We start from the raw sequence: 21,075 nt of genomic DNA on the forward strand, positions 1-21,075 counted from the left end.
AGCTGGCACGCTTTGAACGCCTTGGCGTGTTCACCTATTCGCCCGAAGAAGGCACCACCGGTTATGCATTGAGCGACCCGGTGCCAGAGAAGGAAAAACAGCACCGTGCCGACCAACTGATGGAACTTCAGGCAGAAATCTCGGGCGCCCTCAATGAAGAAAAGATCGGAAAGACCTTCAAGGTCCTTATCGATAGGGCAGAGGGCGATTATTTTATCGGACGTACCGAATTCGACTCGCCCGAAGTGGACAACGAAGTGCTTGTAGAGAAAACTCCCGGAATCCGGATTGGCCATTTTGTAAACGTAAAGATCAATTCTGCCACAGACTTTGAATTGTTCGGGACGGCAATATTTTGAAGATCAAAACTTTTCAATTATGATCAAACCCAAATCAACACTTGAAGAGATCAATGCCCTGAACCGTGACACCCTGATGGGGCATCTTGGGATGGAATACCTTGAGATCAGGGAAGGCTATGTTTATGCCCGCATGCCGGTCGACCACCGGACCCTGCAGCCCGCAGGCATCCTGCACGGCGGCAGCAGCCTGGCACTGGCAGAGACCATTGGCGGTTTGGGTTCTGTTTTCCTTGTCGACAGTGAACAATTTGACGTGCGCGGATCTCACCTCAGCGCCAATCACCTTCGCGCCGGCACCGGCAACTGGGTCTTTGGCAAGGCCACCATCATCCACAAGGGCAGGAATACCCATTTGTGGAATATTGATATTTTTGACGAACAGGATCAGCTCATCTCCAGCTGCCGGCTCACCAACTTTATCATCAAAAGAAGCATCGAATAGGTCCTAACAACTTTGCTATGGAACTGCCAGCCCTGATAAATGTCCTGCAGGAGAAGAGCCAGGCTTTTGTTTGTTACCGCCTGCCCAACCTCTCTGAGCCTGTATGTCTTACAGGAGGGAAGTTCACTGAAATGACTAATCAGGAAGATATTGCGGACCTTGACGGCTTTATCATTGCCCCTTTTACTTATTCTCCCGACAATCCCTTCCTTCTTTACAAGGATTATCAATTCCTGGAAGGATGGAATCCTGAATTTTCAGACCTTGTTTTTGCTGAACACGCTGGGGTGCCTTCCAGCGCCACCCGGATCCATCCAATCATTGATTTCCAAGAATATACGCGTCAGGCTAACCATATGGTTAGCGCCCTCAGGGAAGGCTCCCTGCAAAAGGTGGTGCTTTCGCGGGTAATCCGTCAGAATTTACCTGAGGGGTTTCAGCCCGGGGATTTTTTTAAGGCTTTGTGTATCGAATATCCCGGCGCTTTCGTTTATTTGTTTAACGATGGCAAAGGAAGATGCTGGGCAGGGGCTACACCGGAGGTTTTGCTGGAGGTGGAAAAGGGTCAGGGACAAACGATGTCGCTGGCGGCTACCTTGCCTGCCAAAAAGGGCGGATCCCACGATCTGGAATGGCAAAAAAAGGAAAAAGAAGAACAATTTCTGGTCACACAATTCATTCGTGATAAACTCATTGCCAGTGATATAAACGATTTTATTGAAGCAGAGCTTGAAACCCGGGTGGCCGGACCCGTGGTGCACCTCCTGAAACGCTTTCGTTTTAAATTACCAATGGGATTTCCGGTTCTTAAACTGGCCTTTTCACTGCATCCCACCCCTGCTGTTTGCGGCCTGCCCCTTGAGCAAGCCCGCCAGGAAATCCTCAGGGTGGAAACTCACGACCGCAGCTATTATTCCGGTTTTCTGGGGCCTGTTTCGAACAAGACCACAACCCGCTTGTTCGTCAATTTAAGATGCATGCAGATTATTGACAAAAATGCATTTATTTTTGTGGGAGGCGGATTGCTGGCCGAGTCTGATATCGAACGCGAATGGCAGGAAACCGAATTAAAGGCTGAGACCTTGCTTTCGGTCATCCGGAAACTTAACTGAAAAGATTATGCTGCACGACAGGATGGGATTGGAGCATTTAGCTGAACTGATGCACAGGCGTGGCATCAGCCACCTGGTCATTTCACCGGGCTCACGCAATGCGCCCATCATTGATGCCTTCTGCAAGCGCCGCGGCTTCGAGTGCAAGGCCATCGTGGACGAACGCAGTGCCGCCTTTTTTGCCCTGGGAATGGCTCAGCAGCTTAAGAAACCTGTGGCCATCGCCTGTACCTCGGGCACTGCCCCCCTCAACTTTGCGCCAGCCATTGCAGAAGCCTATTACCAGCGCATCCCCCTGCTAGTGCTGACTGCTGACCGTCCGGTTGAATACATTGACCAGGGCGACGGCCAAACTATCCGCCAGCAGAATGTCTTTGCCAATTTTATCCGAAAAAGCATTCAGTTCCCGCAAAGCATCAAAACACCCGATGATCTGTGGTATGCCAACCGGCTGGCCTCCGAGGCCCTGAATGCCTGCACCGACCCCGTTCCAGGACCTGTGCACATCAACCTGCCTTTTTCTGAACCCCTGTATGGTGTGACTATTTCCCAGGTTCCTGAACCCAAGGACTTTGCCATTGCTGAAACGGAACCGGTATTAACCGAACGGGCTAAAAATGATTTGCTGCAGGAGTGGAAATCAAGCAAAAGAAAACTATTGATCATAGGGCAGCAACCTCCCGACGAAGCGCTGACAGGACTGCTTCAGGAGCTGGCAAAAAACCCCGCTGTTGCCATCCTCACCGAGGCTACCTCCAATCTCTACGATTCCCGCTTCATCGCCTGGATAGATCGTTGCCTGGCAGCCATGCCCGCTGAAAACCAGCAGTATGGGCCCGATCTGCTGATCACCTTCGGGGGGGCAGTGGTCTCCAAAAGGATCAAATCCTGGTTGAGGAAAGCCTCGGTGAAACATCACTGGCATATTGACCAGGCCGACCGTTCGATGGATACTTATCAGCACCTGAGCCGCAGCATCCCCATGACGCCCCGGGCCTTCCTCAGGCAGTGGCTCCCGATGCTGCCCAAAGGGGAGGGGGTATACGCTGAAAATTGGCTGCAGCTCTCAGAAAAGGCCCGGAAAGCACACAATGCCTTTCTGCAATCCTGCCCTTATACCGACCTCAGCATCTTCCAAAAGATCGTGGAAGCCACCCCCGCTAATTACGATATCCACCTGGCCAACAGCACCCCCGTGCGCTATGCCCAGCTTTTTGAATACAAGCATCCTTTCCGCTTTGACTCCAACCGTGGGGTGAGCGGCATTGATGGCAGCATCTCTACGGCCGCCGGCGCCGCCTTTATTTCCGGCAAACCCACCCTGATAATCACAGGCGATCTGGGGTTCTTCTACGATTCCAACGCCCTGTGGAACAAGCATCTGCCTGCCACACTGAAGATCATCGTGATCAACAACGGGGGAGGGGGCATTTTCCGCTACCTCGAAGGGCCCAGCCAAACCGGACTGCTTGAGGATTTCTTTGAAGCAAGCCACGATACCTCCGCCGAATACATTGCCAAAGCCTTTGGACTCGACTATTTCCACGCTTTTGATGAGGAAGGCCTTACCCGTGAACTCCCTGCATTTTTCCGCCCGGTCAGCAAAGCCTCCATCCTCGAGGTCAAAAGCCCGGCGAAAGAAAGCGCCGCTACGTTGCGGAAATATTTCCGCCACCTGGCAGGCGCCTGAATTCCTGCTTCCAATTCATTGAAGCAATCCGCATTTTTTCCGGCTATTATTTTTACTTTTGGAAAACAAAAAGCGCTTTCCTGTATTTATCTTTGTAAAAAAAACAAGAAAAATGGAATCAAAACGCACCTGGACCCCGATAAAAAAATACAAGGACATCCGCTTTGAGCTGTTCGAGCACATCGCTAAGATCACCATCAACCGCCCTGAAGTGCACAACGCCTTCCGGCCGACCACTACCTTTGAAATGGCCGACGCCCTCGATATCTGCCGCGAACGCCAGGACATCTACACCATTATCCTGACCGGTGAAGGCGACAAGGCCTTTTGCAGCGGTGGCGACCAGCAGGTGAAGGGCCACGGCGGCTATATCGACGAGGAAGGCATTCCTCGCCTGAATGTACTCGACGTGCAGCGCCGCATCCGTTCCATGCCCAAACCCGTCGTCGCGATGGTGAATGGCTGGGCTGTCGGGGGCGGGCATGTGCTCCACGTGATCTGCGACCTGACCATTGCCTCCGACAACGCCCGCTTCGGGCAGGTGGGGCCCAAGGTGGGAAGCTTTGATGCAGGCTTGGGCAGCAGCTACCTGGCCAGCATCGTGGGACAAAAGAAAGCCCGCGAGATCTGGTTCCTCAACCAGTTTTATTCGGCGAAGGAGGCCCTGGAGATGGGCCTCGTCAACAAGGTGGTCCCCTTCGAAAAGCTTGAAGACACCACCGTTGAATGGTGCCAGATCATGCATAAGCGCAGCCCCATGGCCCTACGGATGATCAAGCTGGGTCTCAATGCCGAACTCGATGGGCAAGTGGGCCTCCAGGAGTTTGCGGGCAATGCCACCCTGCTGTATTACCTCACCGAGGAAGCCCAGGAAGGCAAGCACGCTTTCCTCGAAAAACGCGATCCCGATTTTCATAAATATCCCAAATTCCCATAAAGCCTGTTATGGCCAGCATTCATTCCTGGATTAAAGCAGCCCGGCTGCGCACCCTGCCCCTGGCATTGGCAAGTATTGCCATGGGCGGATTGGTGGCGGCCACCCACCCCAGGTTTAACCTGCGCGCAGCCCTGATGGCTGCACTGACTACCCTGCTTCTGCAGATCCTTTCCAACCTCGCCAACGACTATGGCGACTCCTCCTCGGGCATTGACAACGAACACCGCGTGGGGCCCAAACGCACGGTGCAAACTGGCGAGATAAGCCCTAAGGCGATGAAGCAGGCCGTGCTGCTATTGGTTTTCCTTTCCCTGGTAAGTGGCCTTTTATTGATATTCTGGGCGGCCAGCCTGCCCGTGAAAACAACCCTGCTGTTTTTGGTTCTCGGCCTGGCAGCCATCACCGCCGCCATTAAATATACCATTGGCAGGAACCCTTACGGCTATATGGGACTGGGCGATTTCTTCGTGTTCCTGTTCTTTGGCATCATTGGCGTAGGGGGCACCTGGTTTTTGTCCACCAAAGCCTGGGACCCCCTGATCCTGTTGCCGGCATCGGCCATGGGACTGCTCAGCACGGGGGTGCTCAACCTCAACAACATGCGCGACATCGTCAATGACCGGCAAAAAGGGAAAAACACCCTGGTGGTGAAACTTGGGCTCTCAGGGGCCTTTCTCTACCACTGCGTGCTGATCCTGCTGCCCTTTGTGCTGCTGATCCTTTATACCCTGCTCTCGGGTGCCGACAGCCGGGTGTTTCTCTTTCTCATCCTGCTTCCCCTCTTTGTGGTCGACCTGGTCCGTATCCGGCAGTCATTCGGGGGCGCCATGCTCGATCCTTTCCTTCGCAAACTGGCCATCAAGACCTTGCTGATGACAATTTTCTACGGCGTGTTACTAAACCTCAAATGATGCTCAGGGCTTCATTCATTCCCCGTCCACTGGTTTTTAAGCGGCCTGCAGGCACGTCAAGGGGGGTGCTGAGGACCAAGCCCTCCTGGTACCTGATCGTGCAGCACGACGAGGATAACGGCCCCAGGGGCATAGGCGAATGCAGCATCATTCCCGGCTTAAGCCCCGAGGGTCCAGAAACCATTGAAAAGGAACTTCAGACCCTTTGCAAGAATATCAATGAATATCCCCAATGGTTAGCCAAGCGAGGGGCTTTGTTCCCTGCCATCCGCTTTGCCCTGGAGATTGCTGTCAACGACCTTGCCCTTGGCGGGAACAGGGTCTTATTCAGGGACGACTTCACCGCAGGCAAAAAGGGCATCCCCATCAACGGCCTGATCTGGATGGGCGAGCCGGATTTTATGAAACAGCAGATCCGCGAAAAGCTCGATGCCGGATTTTCCTGCATCAAGATCAAAATCGGTGCCATCGATTTCGGTGAAGAGCTGGCCCTGCTGAAAATGATCCGCAGGGAATATGGCCCGGAGACCATCGAGATCCGCGTGGATGCCAACGGTGCCTTTTCGCCCGGCGAAGCCCGTGAAAAGCTCAACCGCCTCTCTGAGTTTCTGTTGCATTCCATTGAGCAGCCCATTCAACAGGGACTAACGGAAACCATGGCCAGCCTTTGCGCCTCCAGTCCCCTGCCCATTGCCCTCGATGAGGAACTGATCGGAATCAGCGATCCCGAGATCCGCAGGCGCCTCCTGGAGACCATCCGCCCGCAGTATATCATCCTGAAGCCCAGCCTGCTGGGCGGACTCAAGGCTACCGCCGAATGGGCCGCACTGGCTGATGAGTTGAACATCGGCTGGTGGGTGACCTCAGCCCTCGAGTCCAACATCGGGCTCAATGCCATTGCCCAGTGGACTTACCAGAACACCACCAATATGCCACAGGGCCTGGGCACCGGACAGCTCTATACCAACAACATCCCTTCGCCACTGGTCATTGAGAAGGGACAACTCTTTCATCACCCTCAGTTGGGCTGGGACCTCAAAGTGCTTGACCATGACTGAGCCGCTGCCAAAATCGCTTACGCTGAACGGCAGGCATTACAATGCTCCAGCCCTCAGGGAACTGGCAGGGCAGGAGACCCCTTTCCACGATCCCCTTTTGGAAAAGCTCAGGGGTTTTCTGAGGGAATGGCTCGATGAAAATACCCAAATAACACTGAAAACCAGCGGCAGCACAGGCCCGCCTAAGCTGATCAGCATTGAAAAGGCCAGAATGATCGCCAGCGCACGGATGACCGGCGATTTCTTTGGCCTGAAACCCGGGATGAAAGCCCTGCTCTGCCTCTCGCCCGATTTCATTGCAGGCAAAATGATGATCGTCAGGGCGATGCTGCTGGGCCTTGACCTGAACACCACCAATGTGGAAGCCAATCCGGTAAAAGAGCTCGATCAGTCCATCCATTTCACCGCCATGGTTCCCCTTCAGGTGGCCAGCATACTCCAGCACAATCCGCATAAATTCAGCCTGATCAGCTCGCTCATCATAGGGGGAGGACCCCTGCCACCCAGCCTGGAAGCGCAACTGCAGGGGGTCAACACCCGCTGCTGGCATACCTATGCGATGACCGAAACCCTGAGCCACGTGGCCCTGCGCCCCATCAACGGACCTCTGCGCAATGAATGGTTCAGCCCGATGGAAGGGGCCAAAATGTCACTCGATGGGCGTGGATGCCTGGTGATCGATGCCCCCGCTTTAGCCCCAGAAAAGGTCATCACCAACGACCTGGCCGAACTCGATGGGAAGCGGTTCCGTATTCTGGGGCGCATCGACGACGTGATCATCAGTGCCGGCCACAAGCTCCATCCCGCCCTCATCGAACAGAAGATCGGCCAAGTGCTCAGCAGCCCCTTTTTCCTGGCTGCAGAGCCCCATCCGGAGGCCGGACAGAGCCTCGTGCTCTATCTTGAAGGCAATTTTAAAGAAAAGGATACCAGTGCGTTAATGGATCAACTGAAAGCATTGCTTGAAGCCCACGAACTCCCCCGCAAGATCCGTAACATAGCACGCTTCAAATACCTCGAAAGCGGAAAAATTGACCGGCTGGGAAGCATTTCCCAATAAACTCACTTGCTTCTGCTCAAATTATTTACAATTTGTATGTTACAAAATGTAAGTAAAATCAAATACGGGATTGAAATCCAGGCCCAAAACTGGAACAACGGGAGGGTTAGATTTTGTTGTCGCTTCAACTGGGATTCCAATTCCTCGCCTTAGTTTTTGTGGCACACCGCTGCGGTGCATTGGGGGGATGGTGCTAATAGTTTCTATCGCTATACCACCCCCACGGGGTGGAGATTTAAACACAATGCCTTCCTGAACCTTCCATTCAGAAAACACCTCTCAGAGGTGTCATAGCGATAGAAAAATGCCTCCCCCCAACCAACGCCAATTCCTCCCGGGCTGCTTTTGTTGCATATCAGAGTCCTGTTTAAAACGAATCGAACACGGAGATTACACCTAGTTAAAACGTACTTTAAACGTATAGCGTACGTCTGAAGTACGTCTAAAGTACGTCTGAAGTACGTTTGAAGTACGTCTAAAGTACGACTCAGAATCGGTTCAGAAAGGCTTCGGAAAAAGAACTCCTATAGGTTATATTTCCCTTGGGAAGGATTGGAGGGACATGGTTTGTTCAATGGATACCCTGCAGGGATCACCTGCTTGTTGAAGGGGCCATATTTTTTGTGAAAGTGATTTGCTAATGGCCTCGGAATCATACCAATAGCGAGGCTTTATCTCGATATGCCTCTTTCCAGTATGGCCAGGAACATAGGGCAGGTTTAACTGGCCGAAATTAGAATCATTGCCGGATGTAGTAAAATTTTTTCCTTAGTGGGTTTTGTGACTTCTTTTGGTCGCTTAGTGTTATAGCTGTTTCACAATACCTAAAGAAGACAGGTAAAACACAAATGGTTGATGGTTAGGGGCTTAGAGTTCAATCTGCTAATATGCTCATCCTAAAATCTTCTCATCCATGCAATCCATTAATAAGTTTCTCACCACTCATTACGTATCAAAGATCACTCACCTCTCATCTCTCACCTCTGGAATTCCACCACCTCCATATCCTTAATATCCTTCCCTTCAATGGAAAACCTTATGACCGTAATGGCCTTATGGAATCCGCTTTTGCCGGCGGCGCCGGGGTTGATGGTGAGCATGTCGAAGCGCTTGTCGAACATCACCCTGAGGATATGGGAATGGCCGCAGACGAAGAGTTTTGGGGGATTGACCTGCAGGACCGGGCGCACATCGGGGCTGTAGTGGCCGGGGTATCCGCCGATGTGGGTCATCAGCACGTCCACTTCCTCGCATTGAAAGCGCAGGACCTTGGGATAGGTGATGCGGATGTCCTGCCCGTCGATGTTGCCATAGACGCCACGCAGGGGCTTGATCTGGCTTAGGGTTTCTGCCACCTGCAGGTTGCCGAAGTCGCCCGCGTGCCAGATCTCGTCGCATGGTTCAAAGATGCGGGGCAGCTCAGGGTGCACAAAGCCGTGGGTGTCGGAGAGGAGTCCGATCCGTTTCATTCCTCTTCTCCTTCCTGGCCCAGGCCCGCCCATTTATCCTTTTTCTGCAGCAGGGCTTCTTTCTCCTGCAGCAGTTCCTCCAGCAATTCCTGCTTGCGGGCCAGGGGGGCTTTCAGCACCTCTACCTGGTTGTGGATGTCATCAGAGGGGTCTGCCTCCCCGCCTTTAAACAGGGGGTTATCGCCTGTTTCCGACAGTTCTTCAATTTGCTGCAGGTCCTTTTCAATCTCTTTTTCAAGGTCTTCCAGGCGCAGTTCCACGTCCGAGAGCTGGTAGTCGACCCTCAGTTCCATCTTATCCTTTTTGGTGGCCAGGTATTCGTCGTGGCGGTGGTTGAGGATGTCGAAGGCCTTCTGTAACTGGCTGTACAGTTCTTCACGGCGCTCGGCCTTCATTCGGATGCCCTTGAATTCGGCCTGTACGTTCTTGAGCATTTCACGGGTTTTCTTGAACTCGTTGGAGGTGCGGGCACGTTCCATGGCGTTGATCACCAGGGGCTTCAGCCTTTTGTAGTTATCAGTGGTTTCCCTGTCGCGCTCGTTGAACCAGGCCTCCTGACGGCCTTTCAGTATGTCGAAGGCCTGCTGCAGGCGCTGGTAGAGGCCTTCGCGTTCTTCGCGGGGCAGGCTGAGCTCGCGGAAGGCCTGCTGTATCTGCTTCAGGCGGTCGAAAGCCATCCTGAAATCCTCCGCTTCAGCGGCTATCCCTTCACCCTCGGCAATCATTTCTTCCAGGCTCAGGGCATTGGTCAGGCTTTCCTCTTCCAGTGTGGTTTGCCTTTCTTCGCGGCGGGGTTTCAGGGTGTCGAAGGCCTGCTGTATCTTATCGAGCAAGCCTTTGCGGGCCTCATAAGTCAGCTCCTGCTCCCTGATCTCCTGCTGCAGGGCAATGAGTTTGCTCCAGAGGGCATCCATATCGCCAGTCGTTTCTGCCTCACTGACCAGCTTCTCCACTTCGGGCAGCAGTTCTCTTTGGGCTGAAAGCGACTTTTTCTCAAGGATGCCCTGCTCCTGCGAACGCCTTTCCTTCAGCATGTCGAAGGCTTCCTGCAATTGCTGGTACAGCATTTCGCGGATCTCCTTTTGCAGCCTGATGCCCCTGAACTCGTGCTGTACGGAGATGCAAAAGTCCCAGGCCTCACGGGTATCATCATTATAGCGGGCTTCGAACAGGGCTTTCTCAACCAGGGGGCTTAGCTTCTCGCGGTTTTGCTCTGAGGTTTCCTCAAAGGCTTTCTGCTCGCTTTCGCGTAAAGCGTTGATCTTCTCAAAGCACTGATCAATCAGTAGCCTGAGCTCATTTCGCTGATCGCGTTCCAGATCCATGGCCCTCAGCTCCCTTTGGTGATCTATCAGCAGGTTTTTTAAATCCCTGTAATTGGATTCAGCTAAGCTTTTTTTAATGCCGGTCAGTTCATCCCTGATCAGGGAAAAGGGTTTATTGCCGTTTTCCATAAATTGCCTTTTTTCAAAATTAATAAATCTTTCCTGTCTTGCTGGTCGTAATTGCAGGGGGGAGTGCTTGGCTCAGGATAAAAAAGCAATAAAATATTTCATTAATTCACAATTTGTTGATACTTTTCCATTGTTTTTTGACCTTAGGCAAGGGCTTTCCCTTATTTTTGCATAATCTCACGCTTGTTACAGACTTTTACCCTTTTTATGAATACGATCCGAATCCTCGATAAAACCTTTGCGCCTTTTATTGGTCACGAAAAGATACAGGAAGCCGTATTGAAGATTGGCCGGCAGATGCAGGCCGATTTTAAGGATGCTTCCCCCTTGTTTCTATGCGTGCTCAATGGCTCGTTTATCTTTGCGGCCGATTTGTTTAAGGTATATGAAGGCCCTGCCGAGATCAGTTTCATCAAGCTCTCATCCTATAAGGGTACCGCCACCACTGAAGAAGTAAAGACCGTCATTGGGCTTACGGAGGACATTAAGGGCCGCGACCTGGTAATCCTGGAGGACATCATCGACAGTGGGATCACCGTAGCGCATTTGGTGAAAGACCTCAGTCAATACAATCCGCGTTCCATTAAGATAGCCACCCTCTTGCTGAAGCCGGCAGCCCTGCGGACGGATATCCTTCCTGATTATGTGGGAATGGAGATCCCAAACGATTTCATTGTGGGTTATGGCCTTGACTACGATGGCTTTGGGCGCAACCTGAAGGATATCTATAAGATTGTTGAATAAACCATTAACATCCTCTATAGGAAAAATTCAAAGCTATGCTGAATATCGTGATTTTTGGACCTCCGGGTTCAGGTAAGGGTACCCAGTCGGCAAAGATTGTGGAAAAGTATGGGTTGGTGCATTTGTCCACCGGTGATTTGCTGCGTGAGGAAATGGCAAAGAACTCCCCGCTGGGCCAGGAGGTCAGGAAGTTCATTGACAAGGGCCTGCTAGTGCCGGATGAGATCATCATGCGCGAGTTGTATGAGAAAGCCTCTGAACACCTGGATGCACCCGGGATGATTTTTGACGGCTTTCCGCGTACACTGGTACAGGCGGAGATGCTTGACCAGATGCTGAATAATAAGGGGATCCCTGTTGACCTGGTGCTTTCGGTAGAGGTAGAGGAGGAAGAGCTCTTCAACCGGATGATGGGCCGTGCGCAGGATTCAGGCAGGAGTGACGATCAGGCTCACATCATCAGGCATCGCATTGAAGTGTACAAGAACCAGACCCTTCCCCTGATTGATTATTACAAGAAACAGGGCAAAATCGCTGTCGTAAATGGAATGTCACCTGTTGCGGTCGTGTTTGAACGGATCACCAGGGCCATTGATACTTATCTGTCAACAAAAGTGATCCTTCCTGAGATCAATTAAATGCTTGCACCAGCCAGGGCTTTTCGTGCGGGCCGGGAGATAAAAGGATGAATTCAAATTTTATTGATTACGTCAAGATTTTCTGCACCTCAGGAAAGGGAGGAGCAGGCTCTGCCCATTTGCGCCGCGAAAAGTTTGTGCCCAAGGGTGGTCCCGACGGGGGCGACGGAGGGCGCGGAGGAAACGTAATCGTGAAAGGCAACAGCCAGTTGTGGACCCTCTTGCATTTGCGCTACACCAAACACGTACACGCCGAAGCAGGCCAGGCGGGCGGGAAGCAGCAGCGCAGCGGGGCCGCAGGGAAGGATGTGATCATTGAAGTGCCCTTGGGTTCCGTGGCCAAGGATGCCGAGACAGGCGAGGTGCTGGCAGAGGTGATGGAGGATGGACAGACCATAGTGCTGCTCCCCGGTGGACGCGGTGGACTGGGTAATACCCATTTTAAATCGAGCACCTTTCAGACGCCCCGCTTCGCGCAACCCGGTGAGCCAGGGCAGGAGCTGTGGGTGATCTTTGAACTGAAGGTGCTGGCTGATGTAGGGCTGGTAGGCTTCCCCAATGCCGGGAAATCTACGCTGCTTTCAGTAGTATCGGCAGCAAAGCCTGAGATCGCCGATTATCCCTTCACTACTTTGGTCCCCAACCTGGGGATGGTGGCCTATCGCGACATGCAGTCGTTTGTGATGGCCGATATACCCGGCATCATCGAGGGGGCCCACGAGGGCCGCGGACTGGGTCACCGCTTCCTCAGGCATATCGAACGCAACTCCGTGCTGCTGTTTATGATCCCGGCCGATAACGAGGACATTGGAAAGGAATACGACATCCTGCTCAACGAACTGGGGCTGTATAACCCCGAACTCCTGGATAAGAAACGTCTGCTGGCAATCAGCAAATGCGACCTGCTGGATGAAGAAGGCCTGGCTTCACTGGAGAAGAAAATTCCCAAAGTGCCCTGGGTGATGATCTCCTCACATACCCAGATGGGCATCATGAAACTGAAGGATAAGCTGTGGCAGATGATGAATGAGGAAGAGAGATGAGAAGTGGGAGATGAGAAGTGAGAGATGAGAGGTGAGGCCAATAGCTAATAGTCAATAGCCAAAAGAACATTATATGGATTTTTTGCTGGAACTGGATAAGGAAATTTTCCTGTTTTTGAACGACCTTCACAATGGCTTCTTCGACCAGGTGATGTTTTATATTAGTGAAAAGTGGGCCTGGATTCCATTGTATGTCTTATTGCTTTTCCTGGTCTTCAGGCGGTATCGCTGGAATGGTTTTGTGGTTTTGCTGATGGTGGTGGTATTGGTTACCCTGAGTGATCAACTGTCGGTATTGATGAAAAACACTTTTATGCGTCTGCGGCCTTGTCATGAGCCGGACCTTGAGGGGCTGGTGCACATCGTCAGGGGCAGATGTGGCGGAAAGTTTAGTTTTGTTTCTTCACACGCGACCAACACCTTTGCCCTGGCCACCTTTATGAGCTATTTACTGGGGGATAAACTCCGCTGGATGGTTCCCCTGATGTTCACCTATTCAGGGTTGAATGCCTACAGCCGCATATACCTGGGGGTGCATTACCCTGGCGATGTGATCTTTGGTGCCCTGCTGGGTGTGCTGATCGGGATGTTTGTTTGGCTGCTCTGGAAATGGGTCAATCGTTTATTTCCAATACGAAAAAAAGGCAGCCTGGCCTGATGGCTAAGATCCGGATACCTTGCCTTCAATCTTTTCGGGTTCCACCTTATAGATCTCCACGTTGTTAACGGCGGGTGCATTATAAGAGAAGTCCTTGCCAGTGTACTTGCGCATAATGACATTCAGGATGCGGGCCTTCTCCTCATAATCATCCACGAAAACCACCTTGCCATAGGCCAGCACACTGCGGTAATCCATCCCGTAGCTGCAGGCCACAGTCTCGTTGCGAAAGAAAATATTATGGTCAGTGCTGAAGGCAATGCAGACCTCAGGGTTATCTTTCATTATGTCGATCTTCCGGCCTGTTTTGGCTGAGTGGAGGTATATGACCCCATCCTCATAACCGAAATTCATGGGCAGGACATAGGGCTTGCCTTCCGGATCGACCATTCCAATAAAACAGGTATCACACTTATCGATGATGTCTTGGATTTCCTTCTTATCGTATGTCATTCTGGTTCTCATACTGGCATATTTTTAACAAAAATAGCAAAAAGAAGCCGCAAAAGCATATGCTGATGCGGCTTCAATATTTTTTTATCATTCTTTTAGTAGATGCTCAGGGGGCTTACCAGCCTGTTGTTTTTGGTTTCCACCATCAGGTAGTAAAGGCCGGCTTTGATTCCGCTGAGGTCCATTTCTCGGGTGAGGCTTCCGGTTTCCTGAACGTTTTCGCTGCGCACCACCTGACCGCGCTGGTCAATGATGCGGATGAAAGCAGGGGTGGCGTCAGGGTTGAAGAAAGAAACGTTCACTTTGCTGCTGGCAGGGTTGGGATAGATCACCAGCCCATCTTCAGTGCTTTCCGGCAAGTCAGCATCGAGGCAGGCATCGAAGGTCACCACCACGGTGTCGCGTGTGGTGCATCCATAGGCATTGGTCACCTCAACCCAAATGGTGGTTTCCGGACCAAATTCTTCATTGGTAACCCAGAGATGGGGTTTGGTTTCGCCATTTGACCAGAGATAACTGCTGTATCCAGTGCCGGCATTAAGCAGGTCTAGATGATTCACGCAAAGGGTGAAGTCTTCTCCAAGGTCCACTTCAGGGGAGGGCATGAGGGAAAGCACCATCGAATGCTCTGCCTTCACCTCATCGCCTCTCAGCGCCTGGAGGGTAAGGGTCACCTGTCCTGCCATGATATCCTGGGTCCCGGGAGTATAGGTGGTCTCCACCATGGCGGGGTCTTCAAACGTACCGTCGCCGCTGGTAATCCACAACACCTCTTCATACTGGCTGGCAAAGCCTTCGAGCAGGAAGGGCTCTGATCCGCATTGCTCGCTGTCGAAGCCTGCAAAGGCAACGGTATGGATCGTGGCAGGCATTTCAATGTTGTCTATCCAGGCTGCATCCGCTCCTGAGGATACGGAATAATCCTTTACATAAACCCACTGGAAGGTGTGGACTCCTTCAACAACAGCATAGGAGAATTTCTCCCAGTCCTGGTTGCCTGACCAGCGATCGAGGCGCACGCCATCCATAAAGAATTCAAGCCAGTCGTAGGAGTTTTCTGAGGAGACCTTGCGGTAAAAGGAAATGGTATCATTGGCCACCACATCGATGGTCAGGGATAATCCTGTAGAAGAACTATGGCTGATGGTACCGCTTTTGGCAGAAAATTCACCTTCAAAAACTTCATCGGAAACGATCTGCCATGCTGTATTTCCTGTTTCCTCCCATTCAAACTGATCAAAGTCAGCGCTTTCCCAGTCTTCGATGATCAGGCCCACCTTCAGGTAGTAATCCTTGTTGATGGCATATGGTCCGGAAGAAAGGTCAAAGTTGACCGAAGAGGTAGTTCCCGGAGGGATAGATCCGTGAGCGCTCACCCCAAAATTGGCCAGGAAAAACCCATCCTGTGCAATCGAGGTCGCGGAAATTTCCTGCTCATTGATCACGATCAGGGGATCGTCAGGAACAAGGGTAAGGATCAGGCTTTCGGATGGGATTTGTCCAGTGTTTTCAACCTTAAACTGGATGATGGCAGACTCGCCGGGATCCAAACGGCCATTGCCGTTGCCGTCTTCGGTATCAATGATTTTCAACTGTGTGACCTCAAGCCGGGGAGCATATCCGGTTTCATAAAAACGGCTCCTCCAGATGGTTTCTTCTTCATCCACAAAGGCTTCAATAATAAAAGAAAGCTCATGTTTTCCTGGCATATCCTCGGAAGTCTGGAAAGAAAATACATTTTCGAGGGTCTTCACTTCGCCGGCCTGGAAATCACCAAAAACAGCAACGCTGTCAATAAGCCCTGCATAATCAGATGTCAGCAACAGGCGTGCTTGCACACCGGAAATATCCTCTTCCGTTGGATTCTCCATGACAAGGGTAAGAGAGATGTTTTCACCGGGATTTACGAGACTGTTATCGTTACCCTCGTTTTCATTGATCTCGTGTGAAACGTAACGGATTCCCATATAGGGGGTTTCTTCCACTGCGGCAAAGGCATCGATTCTTCCGCTTCCAAAGGTGTTGCTTTTTCCCAGTGAAAAAGGAAGTGCCGTGGTCTCAAGGATCTCGCTGATCTGTTCAGGGGTGATGCCCGGGTTCTTGGAGATCATCAGCGCCATCAGGCCTGCTACTGCAGGGGTAGCCATGGAAGTACCGCTCTTATTGGTGTAACCTGAGTTGTTATTATAGGTCAGGGAGGTAATGCTGGAACCGGGGGCCACTACATCCGGGCGAATAAGGCCAGTGCCGGGGTTGTATAGGTAATCATTGAAAGGAGCGATGTTCTGCCAGGTTACCGGCCCGCGGCTGGAGAAGCTCGAGATGGCATCCGTATTGGTGGTTGAACCCACAGAAACCACTGCGGAATTACCACCGGTTGCGGTCTGATTGGGGTGGGTCCAGGGTGGGGGAATGTCCCCGGGTGTCCTTACCTGGCTGGGAGGGGTGTCGGAATAGGATTCGCCCTCATTTCCTGCTGCTACCGAAGCAATGACGCCTGCTGCCAGAGCATTGTTCATGGTGGTGCGCCACATGCTGCGGTCAGGGCCCCAGGCGTGTTTCCAGCCCAATGAAAGGCTCATCACCCTTGCGCCGTGCTCAGCTGAGAACTGGATGGCAGCCCATACCCCGGCTTCTGTGCCACTACCGCCTGCATCAAGCACCTTGAGTGCCATAATGGTGGCCGAAGGGGCTACGCCAGTCTGGGTGCCTGCAGTGCCATTGCCTGCAACGGTACCGGCGCAGTGGGTGCCGTGTCCGTTGTCATCCATGGGATTGTTACTGTTGTTCAGGAAGTTATAACCATGGTAAGGGTATGCAATACTGGCCCACATATGCCCGGCCAGGTCTAAGTGGTTGTAATTCACCCCGCTGTCGATTACCGCTACGATTACTTCCTCACCTGTGTAGCCTTCAGCCCAAACTTCCGGGGCATTGATCAAATCCACGCTCCAAACAATAGACTTACCACTCTTTAACTGGTCGGATTTGATCTCGGGAATGGGTTCTTCCAAAATTTCTGTATCCAGCACCTGCTGCATCTTGTTGTAATCCAAACGGGCCAAATCTTTTCTGAGGGCCAGAACGTCAATCACCTCAGGTAGCATCTGGCAGTTTACCAGGTTGCCTATCCATAAGGGCATAATATCCTTCACCTTCCCCTGGGCTTCCAGCTCACGGAGCAGGGAAATAAGCCCTGCTTGCTCCTGAAGGGCAAATGCCTTCAAGGTATTCACCACATAGGCTCTCCTGTCGGAAAGGTTTCTTTGCTGGCGGCTGTTTTCAAGCAGCAAGGCCTCATCATATTGCGCAGTAAGCCTGATGTTGACGGAGATGAATTCCTCAGCGGATTTCTCGCTGATGGTTTCCTGCAGTGAAGGGGTAATCATGGGCTGTGCCCATAAGGACTGCGCCAAGATCAGGTTAATGAATAAAAACAAAACAGGGTAAAAACGCTTCATTGGGTAGAAATTAATGAATAAAATATGATGATAATGCATTAAAAATTCTGAAAGGATTAATTAAACTGGAGAGTTTTTTTCATAGAGATTACAAAAATATCAAAATTGTTTTATTTGGACCGCTTTTTGATGATTAATCCTTAAGTAAATAAGGGTGAAAAAATAAAAAACTAAAGAATTAGTTAAAAAACTAAAAAAATAGTTACATTTGGCCTGATATTTGAAGATAATAAAACAGAGAGAAATGAAAGAATTAACGAAAGCAGAAGAACAAGTGATGCAAATCCTATGGGAGATCAAATCAGGCTTTGTTAGGGATATCCGCGACAAGTTCCGTGAGCCCCGTCCTGCCATTACGACGGTATCCACCATTGTTCGCATCCTTGAGCAAAAAGGATTCGTAAAGCACAAGGCTTATGGGAAAACTCACGAATATTACCCTGCAGTGGAAAAGAAGACCTATACCCGGGTCATGATGAAAGGTATCCTGAGGAAATATTTCAGCAACTCTTTGCGGCAGATGGTAAGTTTCTTTTCGCAGGAAAAGGGCCTGACAGTATCTGAACTGGAAGAACTCAAGCGCATCATCGATGAGGAGATCAGAAAGCAGGAGGGATGAGAGGTGAGCGGCGAGAAATGAGAAATGAGTGATTAGAGATAATAGATGAGAAATGAGGGTTGAGCAGTTTTTAGAATTTGCCAAATAAAAATAACTCGGACAGTTAATACATAAAACAAATGAGGGCATTGCTAAATTTCAGTCTGATCTTAATGCTTTCCGTCCAGGTGATTGGACAGGATCGCGTTGTTTTTAGATCTCAGATCAGGGAGTTTCACGACCTTGAAGACCATCATTCAATTATCCATTTGCTTGATTCAGTTTTTGAAGGTTCGCAGCTTTCTTCAGAGTTTGCCTTTTACAAGGGTAGGGCCCTTTTTCATTCAGGCACAAACACAGAAGCCCGTGAGTTTCTTCTTCCACTTGAAAATGATAGTATTTTAGGGCGCCGGGTAACCCAAATGCTGGCTACGATTGCACAACAGCAAAGAAACCATACGGAAGCCCTGGGATATTTGCTAAAACTGAGTCAATACTTCCCTGAAAACCCGGTATACCTTCAGCGCGTTGCCCGCATTTTTTATTCCGAAGAGAATTATCCCGCCGCAATGAACTATATGCTTACAGCCTATCGCCTCGACACCTTAAACCAAACCTCCATTGCTGAGCTGGCTGACATTTTGATGAAACTCGAAATGCTGGAAAATGCCTTTAGCTTGTTAAGCAACGGAATTGAACTTTTTCCCGGGAACTTACTTTTCCGAAGGCAAATGGTAAGCGTTTGTTACCGCCAGAAAAAAATGATGGATGTCATTGCGCATGGTTCTTTCTTAACCGCACAGGGTGATACCATTCCAACGGTTGTGAGATTAAAGGCATTTGCTTATTTCGATCTGGTTGATCTCGATAAATCTGAATTCTGGCTTGACTACCTTTTAGACAGGGAATTCACCAGCGAAGATATTTTCTTTTATAAGGGTAAGGTGACTGAAGCCAGGGGAAATATCAGTGAAGCCTTAGGGTATTATGAAACTGCTGTAAAAATGACCCTTTCGCCCAACTTCAACCCCTTTCTTTTGCAACTTGCCATTTCGCTTCAGGAAAACCAGCAATATCAGGAATCCGTTCGATGGTTGCAATATGGCCGGTTTTTTAAGGATAGCCCCGAGCTAATCTATTATCTCGCCCGGAACTTTGACCTGTTTTATCAGGACAAGCAACCTGCAATGCAACATTACCAGATGTTTATTGACAGCGCAGGTGATGATTTAGAGGAGCAGCGCGCCTATGCCCGGCAGCGGGTTAGAGAATTACGTGAATTATTGCATCTTCAGGGTAAATAACTAAATATCAAGATCATGAACACTTTATTCACTTTTCTTTTCTGGACCTCCGCATATTTTATTCTTTTGGGGCTGGTATATCATTTTCTTGTCAGGCCTCAGAATAATCCGGGTTTTTCAAGGGTATTTCTTTTAGGCGGCTTACTTCTTTCCCTGTTAGCTGGGTTTGGATTCCTTGTCCGGACTCTTGCATTTAATATCCCTGAAGCTAATGGTGTCCTGACCCTTCCCGAAGTCGTGGTTTTTGCCTCCGAGGGACTTGAGCAATCACAGATGAAGATTCGCGACTTTTTGTTCTCCGAATCATTTTTCATGGTCATTACCCTGCTGGTTAGCGGTTTTTTAATGATTCGTTTTGCCGGCAGCGTGCTTTACCTTGCCATTCAAGGCCGAATGGTTAAAGCGAAAAGGATTCGCCAGTTAATGGTTATTCCCATGAAAGGGGATAAGGCCCCATTCAGTTTCTTCAGCCTGGTGTTTGTTCCCGAACGATTGCTTTTTGACCCAGCGCTCGATCAGGTCTTGCTCCACGAGCAGGCCCACGCTAAAAACCTGCATTCACTCGATCTGATCTTCCTCGAGCTGCTCAGTATCTTTTTCTGGTTCCATCCTGTTATCTGGTATTTACGCCGCGAGATCAAGATGCAGCACGAATACGAAGCCGACCGCTTTGTCCTCAACCAGCACACAGATAAGGCAGGCTATCAGCAACTGTTGCTTAGCTTTTCCTTTACCGGTCATAGCCTACCCATTACCAATCCCTTTAACTTTTCACCTTTAAAAAAACGAATCATGATGATGAACAAACAAACAAAAAATCCAGTAATGAAGGCCATTTTGAGTCTTACGTTCTCAACAGGTCTTTTTGCAATGCTATTGTTATTGCAATCGGCCACAATACAGGCAACTCAGCCGCCACTCATACCAAGCGAGCCTGAAGTGGTTAATCTAACCGTTGTTGGTCAACTTCCTGAATCCGCTCCACAACCCCCCAGCCCACCTCCGCCACCAAGAAGGGCAGAGCCAGAAGCCGATGTGATCTTCACCGTTGTAGAGGACCAGCCCCGTTTCCCTGGTGGTGAGGAAGCCCGAGTGCAGTATATGGTGGAAAATCTTCGCTACCCCGAAGAAGCCCGGGATGATGGTATCCAGGGAACAGTATTTGTTACTTTTGTTGTTGAAGAAGATGGAAACATTACCGGGGTCAAAGTATTGAGAGGCATTGGAGGTGGCTGCGACGAAGAAGCAGTGCGTGTTGTGAAAAATATGCCAACATGGACGCCGGGTCGTCAGCGTGGACAGAACGTTAGAGTGCAGTATAATATGCCCATTCGCTTTGTCCTGAATGGTGGAGAAAAAAAAGAAGACACCCCCGGGGCCGACATGCTGCGTGAAAGGATAGGAACAGGAGAAATTGTAATATTTATTGATGGAGAAAAGATAGATGCTGAAGTGGAAGATCTCAATGAAATAATAAAAGTGGAGGAGATTGAAAGCATGAATGTTTTCAGGGGCGAGAAAGCCCGGGAGTTGTATGGACACGAGAATGTGATTGCCATCACACGCAAAAAGGCAGAACAAGAATAATCGGATTTTAAATCCATCAGATCATACTCAGCACCTGCGAGAATATGATCATCAGCACCAGCGCCATGGGATAAACGGTGGCATAGCCCACCGA

The 21,075-nt window shown here is 50.5% G+C and carries 19 protein-coding genes; 15 read left to right on the forward strand and 4 right to left on the reverse strand.

Annotated elements, in window-relative coordinates:
• From V2I46_13635 to V2I46_13670, 8 genes are all read left to right on the forward strand, one after another.
• The coding region (locus V2I46_13635; GenBank protein MEE4178542.1) for a 30S ribosomal protein S12 methylthiotransferase RimO at nucleotides 1-359 on the forward strand (359 nt) is incomplete at its 5' end.
• A gap of 19 nt (nucleotides 360-378) precedes the next feature.
• A complete protein-coding gene (locus tag V2I46_13640; protein ID MEE4178543.1) occupies nucleotides 379-804 on the forward strand; it encodes a PaaI family thioesterase in 426 nt (141 codons plus the stop codon).
• 17 nt (nucleotides 805-821) lie between these two features.
• The gene (locus V2I46_13645; protein MEE4178544.1) at nucleotides 822-1,916 is read left to right on the forward strand and encodes a chorismate-binding protein; all 1,095 of its coding nucleotides are present in this window, start codon (nucleotides 822-824) and stop codon (nucleotides 1,914-1,916) included.
• Between the two features lie 7 nt (nucleotides 1,917-1,923).
• Nucleotides 1,924-3,606 carry a 2-succinyl-5-enolpyruvyl-6-hydroxy-3-cyclohexene-1-carboxylic-acid synthase gene (menD, locus tag V2I46_13650; GenBank protein MEE4178545.1) on the forward strand — a complete coding sequence of 561 codons (1,683 nt, stop codon included), beginning with the start codon at nucleotides 1,924-1,926 and terminating at the stop codon, nucleotides 3,604-3,606.
• A 112-nt stretch (nucleotides 3,607-3,718) separates the two neighbouring features.
• On the forward strand, nucleotides 3,719-4,543 hold the full coding sequence (gene menB, locus V2I46_13655; protein MEE4178546.1) for a 1,4-dihydroxy-2-naphthoyl-CoA synthase: 825 nt from the start codon (nucleotides 3,719-3,721) through the stop codon (nucleotides 4,541-4,543).
• A gap of 8 nt (nucleotides 4,544-4,551) precedes the next feature.
• A complete protein-coding gene (menA, locus tag V2I46_13660; GenBank protein ID MEE4178547.1) occupies nucleotides 4,552-5,454 on the forward strand; it encodes a 1,4-dihydroxy-2-naphthoate octaprenyltransferase in 903 nt (300 codons plus the stop codon).
• Nucleotides 5,454-6,512 (forward strand): o-succinylbenzoate synthase, encoded by a 1,059-nt coding sequence (locus V2I46_13665; GenBank protein MEE4178548.1) that lies wholly within the window; start codon nucleotides 5,454-5,456, stop codon nucleotides 6,510-6,512. Before menA ends, V2I46_13665 begins: the two co-directional genes overlap by 1 nt.
• Nucleotides 6,505-7,572, forward strand: coding sequence for an AMP-binding protein (locus V2I46_13670; GenBank protein ID MEE4178549.1), 1,068 nt, complete (start codon nucleotides 6,505-6,507; stop codon nucleotides 7,570-7,572). The genes V2I46_13665 and V2I46_13670 overlap by 8 nt, the downstream gene beginning before the upstream one ends.
• 977 nt (nucleotides 7,573-8,549) lie before the next feature.
• Here the strand turns inward: V2I46_13670 and V2I46_13675 are convergent.
• Both V2I46_13675 and V2I46_13680 read right to left on the reverse strand, forming a co-directional pair.
• Entirely contained in the window at nucleotides 8,550-9,041 is a 492-nt protein-coding gene (locus V2I46_13675) for a metallophosphoesterase family protein (GenBank protein ID MEE4178550.1), read from the reverse strand.
• Nucleotides 9,038-10,495, reverse strand: a complete 1,458-nt coding sequence (locus tag V2I46_13680) for a hypothetical protein (protein ID MEE4178551.1) — start codon at nucleotides 10,493-10,495, stop codon at nucleotides 9,038-9,040. The genes V2I46_13675 and V2I46_13680 overlap by 4 nt, the downstream gene beginning before the upstream one ends.
• A 207-nt stretch (nucleotides 10,496-10,702) precedes the next feature.
• On the opposite strand from V2I46_13680, the gene hpt reads away from it, so the two are divergent.
• From hpt to V2I46_13700, 4 genes are all read left to right on the forward strand, one after another.
• On the forward strand, nucleotides 10,703-11,239 hold the full coding sequence (gene hpt / locus V2I46_13685) for a hypoxanthine phosphoribosyltransferase (GenBank protein MEE4178552.1): 537 nt from the start codon (nucleotides 10,703-10,705) through the stop codon (nucleotides 11,237-11,239).
• A gap of 35 nt (nucleotides 11,240-11,274) precedes the next feature.
• Nucleotides 11,275-11,877 (forward strand): adenylate kinase, encoded by a 603-nt coding sequence (locus tag V2I46_13690; GenBank protein ID MEE4178553.1) that lies wholly within the window; start codon nucleotides 11,275-11,277, stop codon nucleotides 11,875-11,877.
• A 47-nt stretch (nucleotides 11,878-11,924) separates the two neighbouring features.
• Nucleotides 11,925-12,920 (forward strand): GTPase ObgE, encoded by a 996-nt coding sequence (gene obgE, locus V2I46_13695; protein ID MEE4178554.1) that lies wholly within the window; start codon nucleotides 11,925-11,927, stop codon nucleotides 12,918-12,920.
• 73 nt (nucleotides 12,921-12,993) lie between these two features.
• Nucleotides 12,994-13,578 carry a phosphatase PAP2 family protein gene (locus tag V2I46_13700; GenBank protein ID MEE4178555.1) on the forward strand — a complete coding sequence of 195 codons (585 nt, stop codon included), beginning with the start codon at nucleotides 12,994-12,996 and terminating at the stop codon, nucleotides 13,576-13,578.
• A gap of 3 nt (nucleotides 13,579-13,581) precedes the next feature.
• Here V2I46_13700 and V2I46_13705 read toward each other — a convergent pair whose 3' ends face one another.
• Together V2I46_13705 and V2I46_13710 are read right to left on the reverse strand one after the other, a co-directional pair.
• A complete protein-coding gene (locus V2I46_13705) occupies nucleotides 13,582-14,043 on the reverse strand; it encodes a pyridoxamine 5'-phosphate oxidase family protein (GenBank protein MEE4178556.1) in 462 nt (153 codons plus the stop codon).
• 83 nt (nucleotides 14,044-14,126) lie between these two features.
• Nucleotides 14,127-17,492 carry a S8 family serine peptidase gene (locus V2I46_13710; GenBank protein MEE4178557.1) on the reverse strand — a complete coding sequence of 1,122 codons (3,366 nt, stop codon included), beginning with the start codon at nucleotides 17,490-17,492 and terminating at the stop codon, nucleotides 14,127-14,129.
• 244 nt (nucleotides 17,493-17,736) lie between these two features.
• On the opposite strand from V2I46_13710, the gene V2I46_13715 reads away from it, so the two are divergent.
• The 3 genes from V2I46_13715 (at nucleotide 17,737) to V2I46_13725 (ending at nucleotide 20,981) form a co-directional block, all read left to right on the forward strand.
• Nucleotides 17,737-18,111: a BlaI/MecI/CopY family transcriptional regulator gene (locus V2I46_13715; GenBank protein ID MEE4178558.1), complete on the forward strand. Its 375-nt coding sequence runs from the start codon at nucleotides 17,737-17,739 to the stop codon at nucleotides 18,109-18,111.
• A 119-nt stretch (nucleotides 18,112-18,230) separates the two neighbouring features.
• A complete protein-coding gene (locus V2I46_13720) occupies nucleotides 18,231-19,394 on the forward strand; it encodes a hypothetical protein (GenBank protein MEE4178559.1) in 1,164 nt (387 codons plus the stop codon).
• Nucleotides 19,395-19,409: 15 nt separating this feature from the next.
• Nucleotides 19,410-20,981: a M56 family metallopeptidase gene (locus V2I46_13725; protein MEE4178560.1), complete on the forward strand. Its 1,572-nt coding sequence runs from the start codon at nucleotides 19,410-19,412 to the stop codon at nucleotides 20,979-20,981.
• Nucleotides 20,982-21,075: the final 94 nt, after the last annotated feature.

Source organism: Bacteroides sp. (assembly GCA_036351255.1).
Lineage (GTDB): Bacteria > Bacteroidota > Bacteroidia > Bacteroidales > UBA7960 > UBA7960.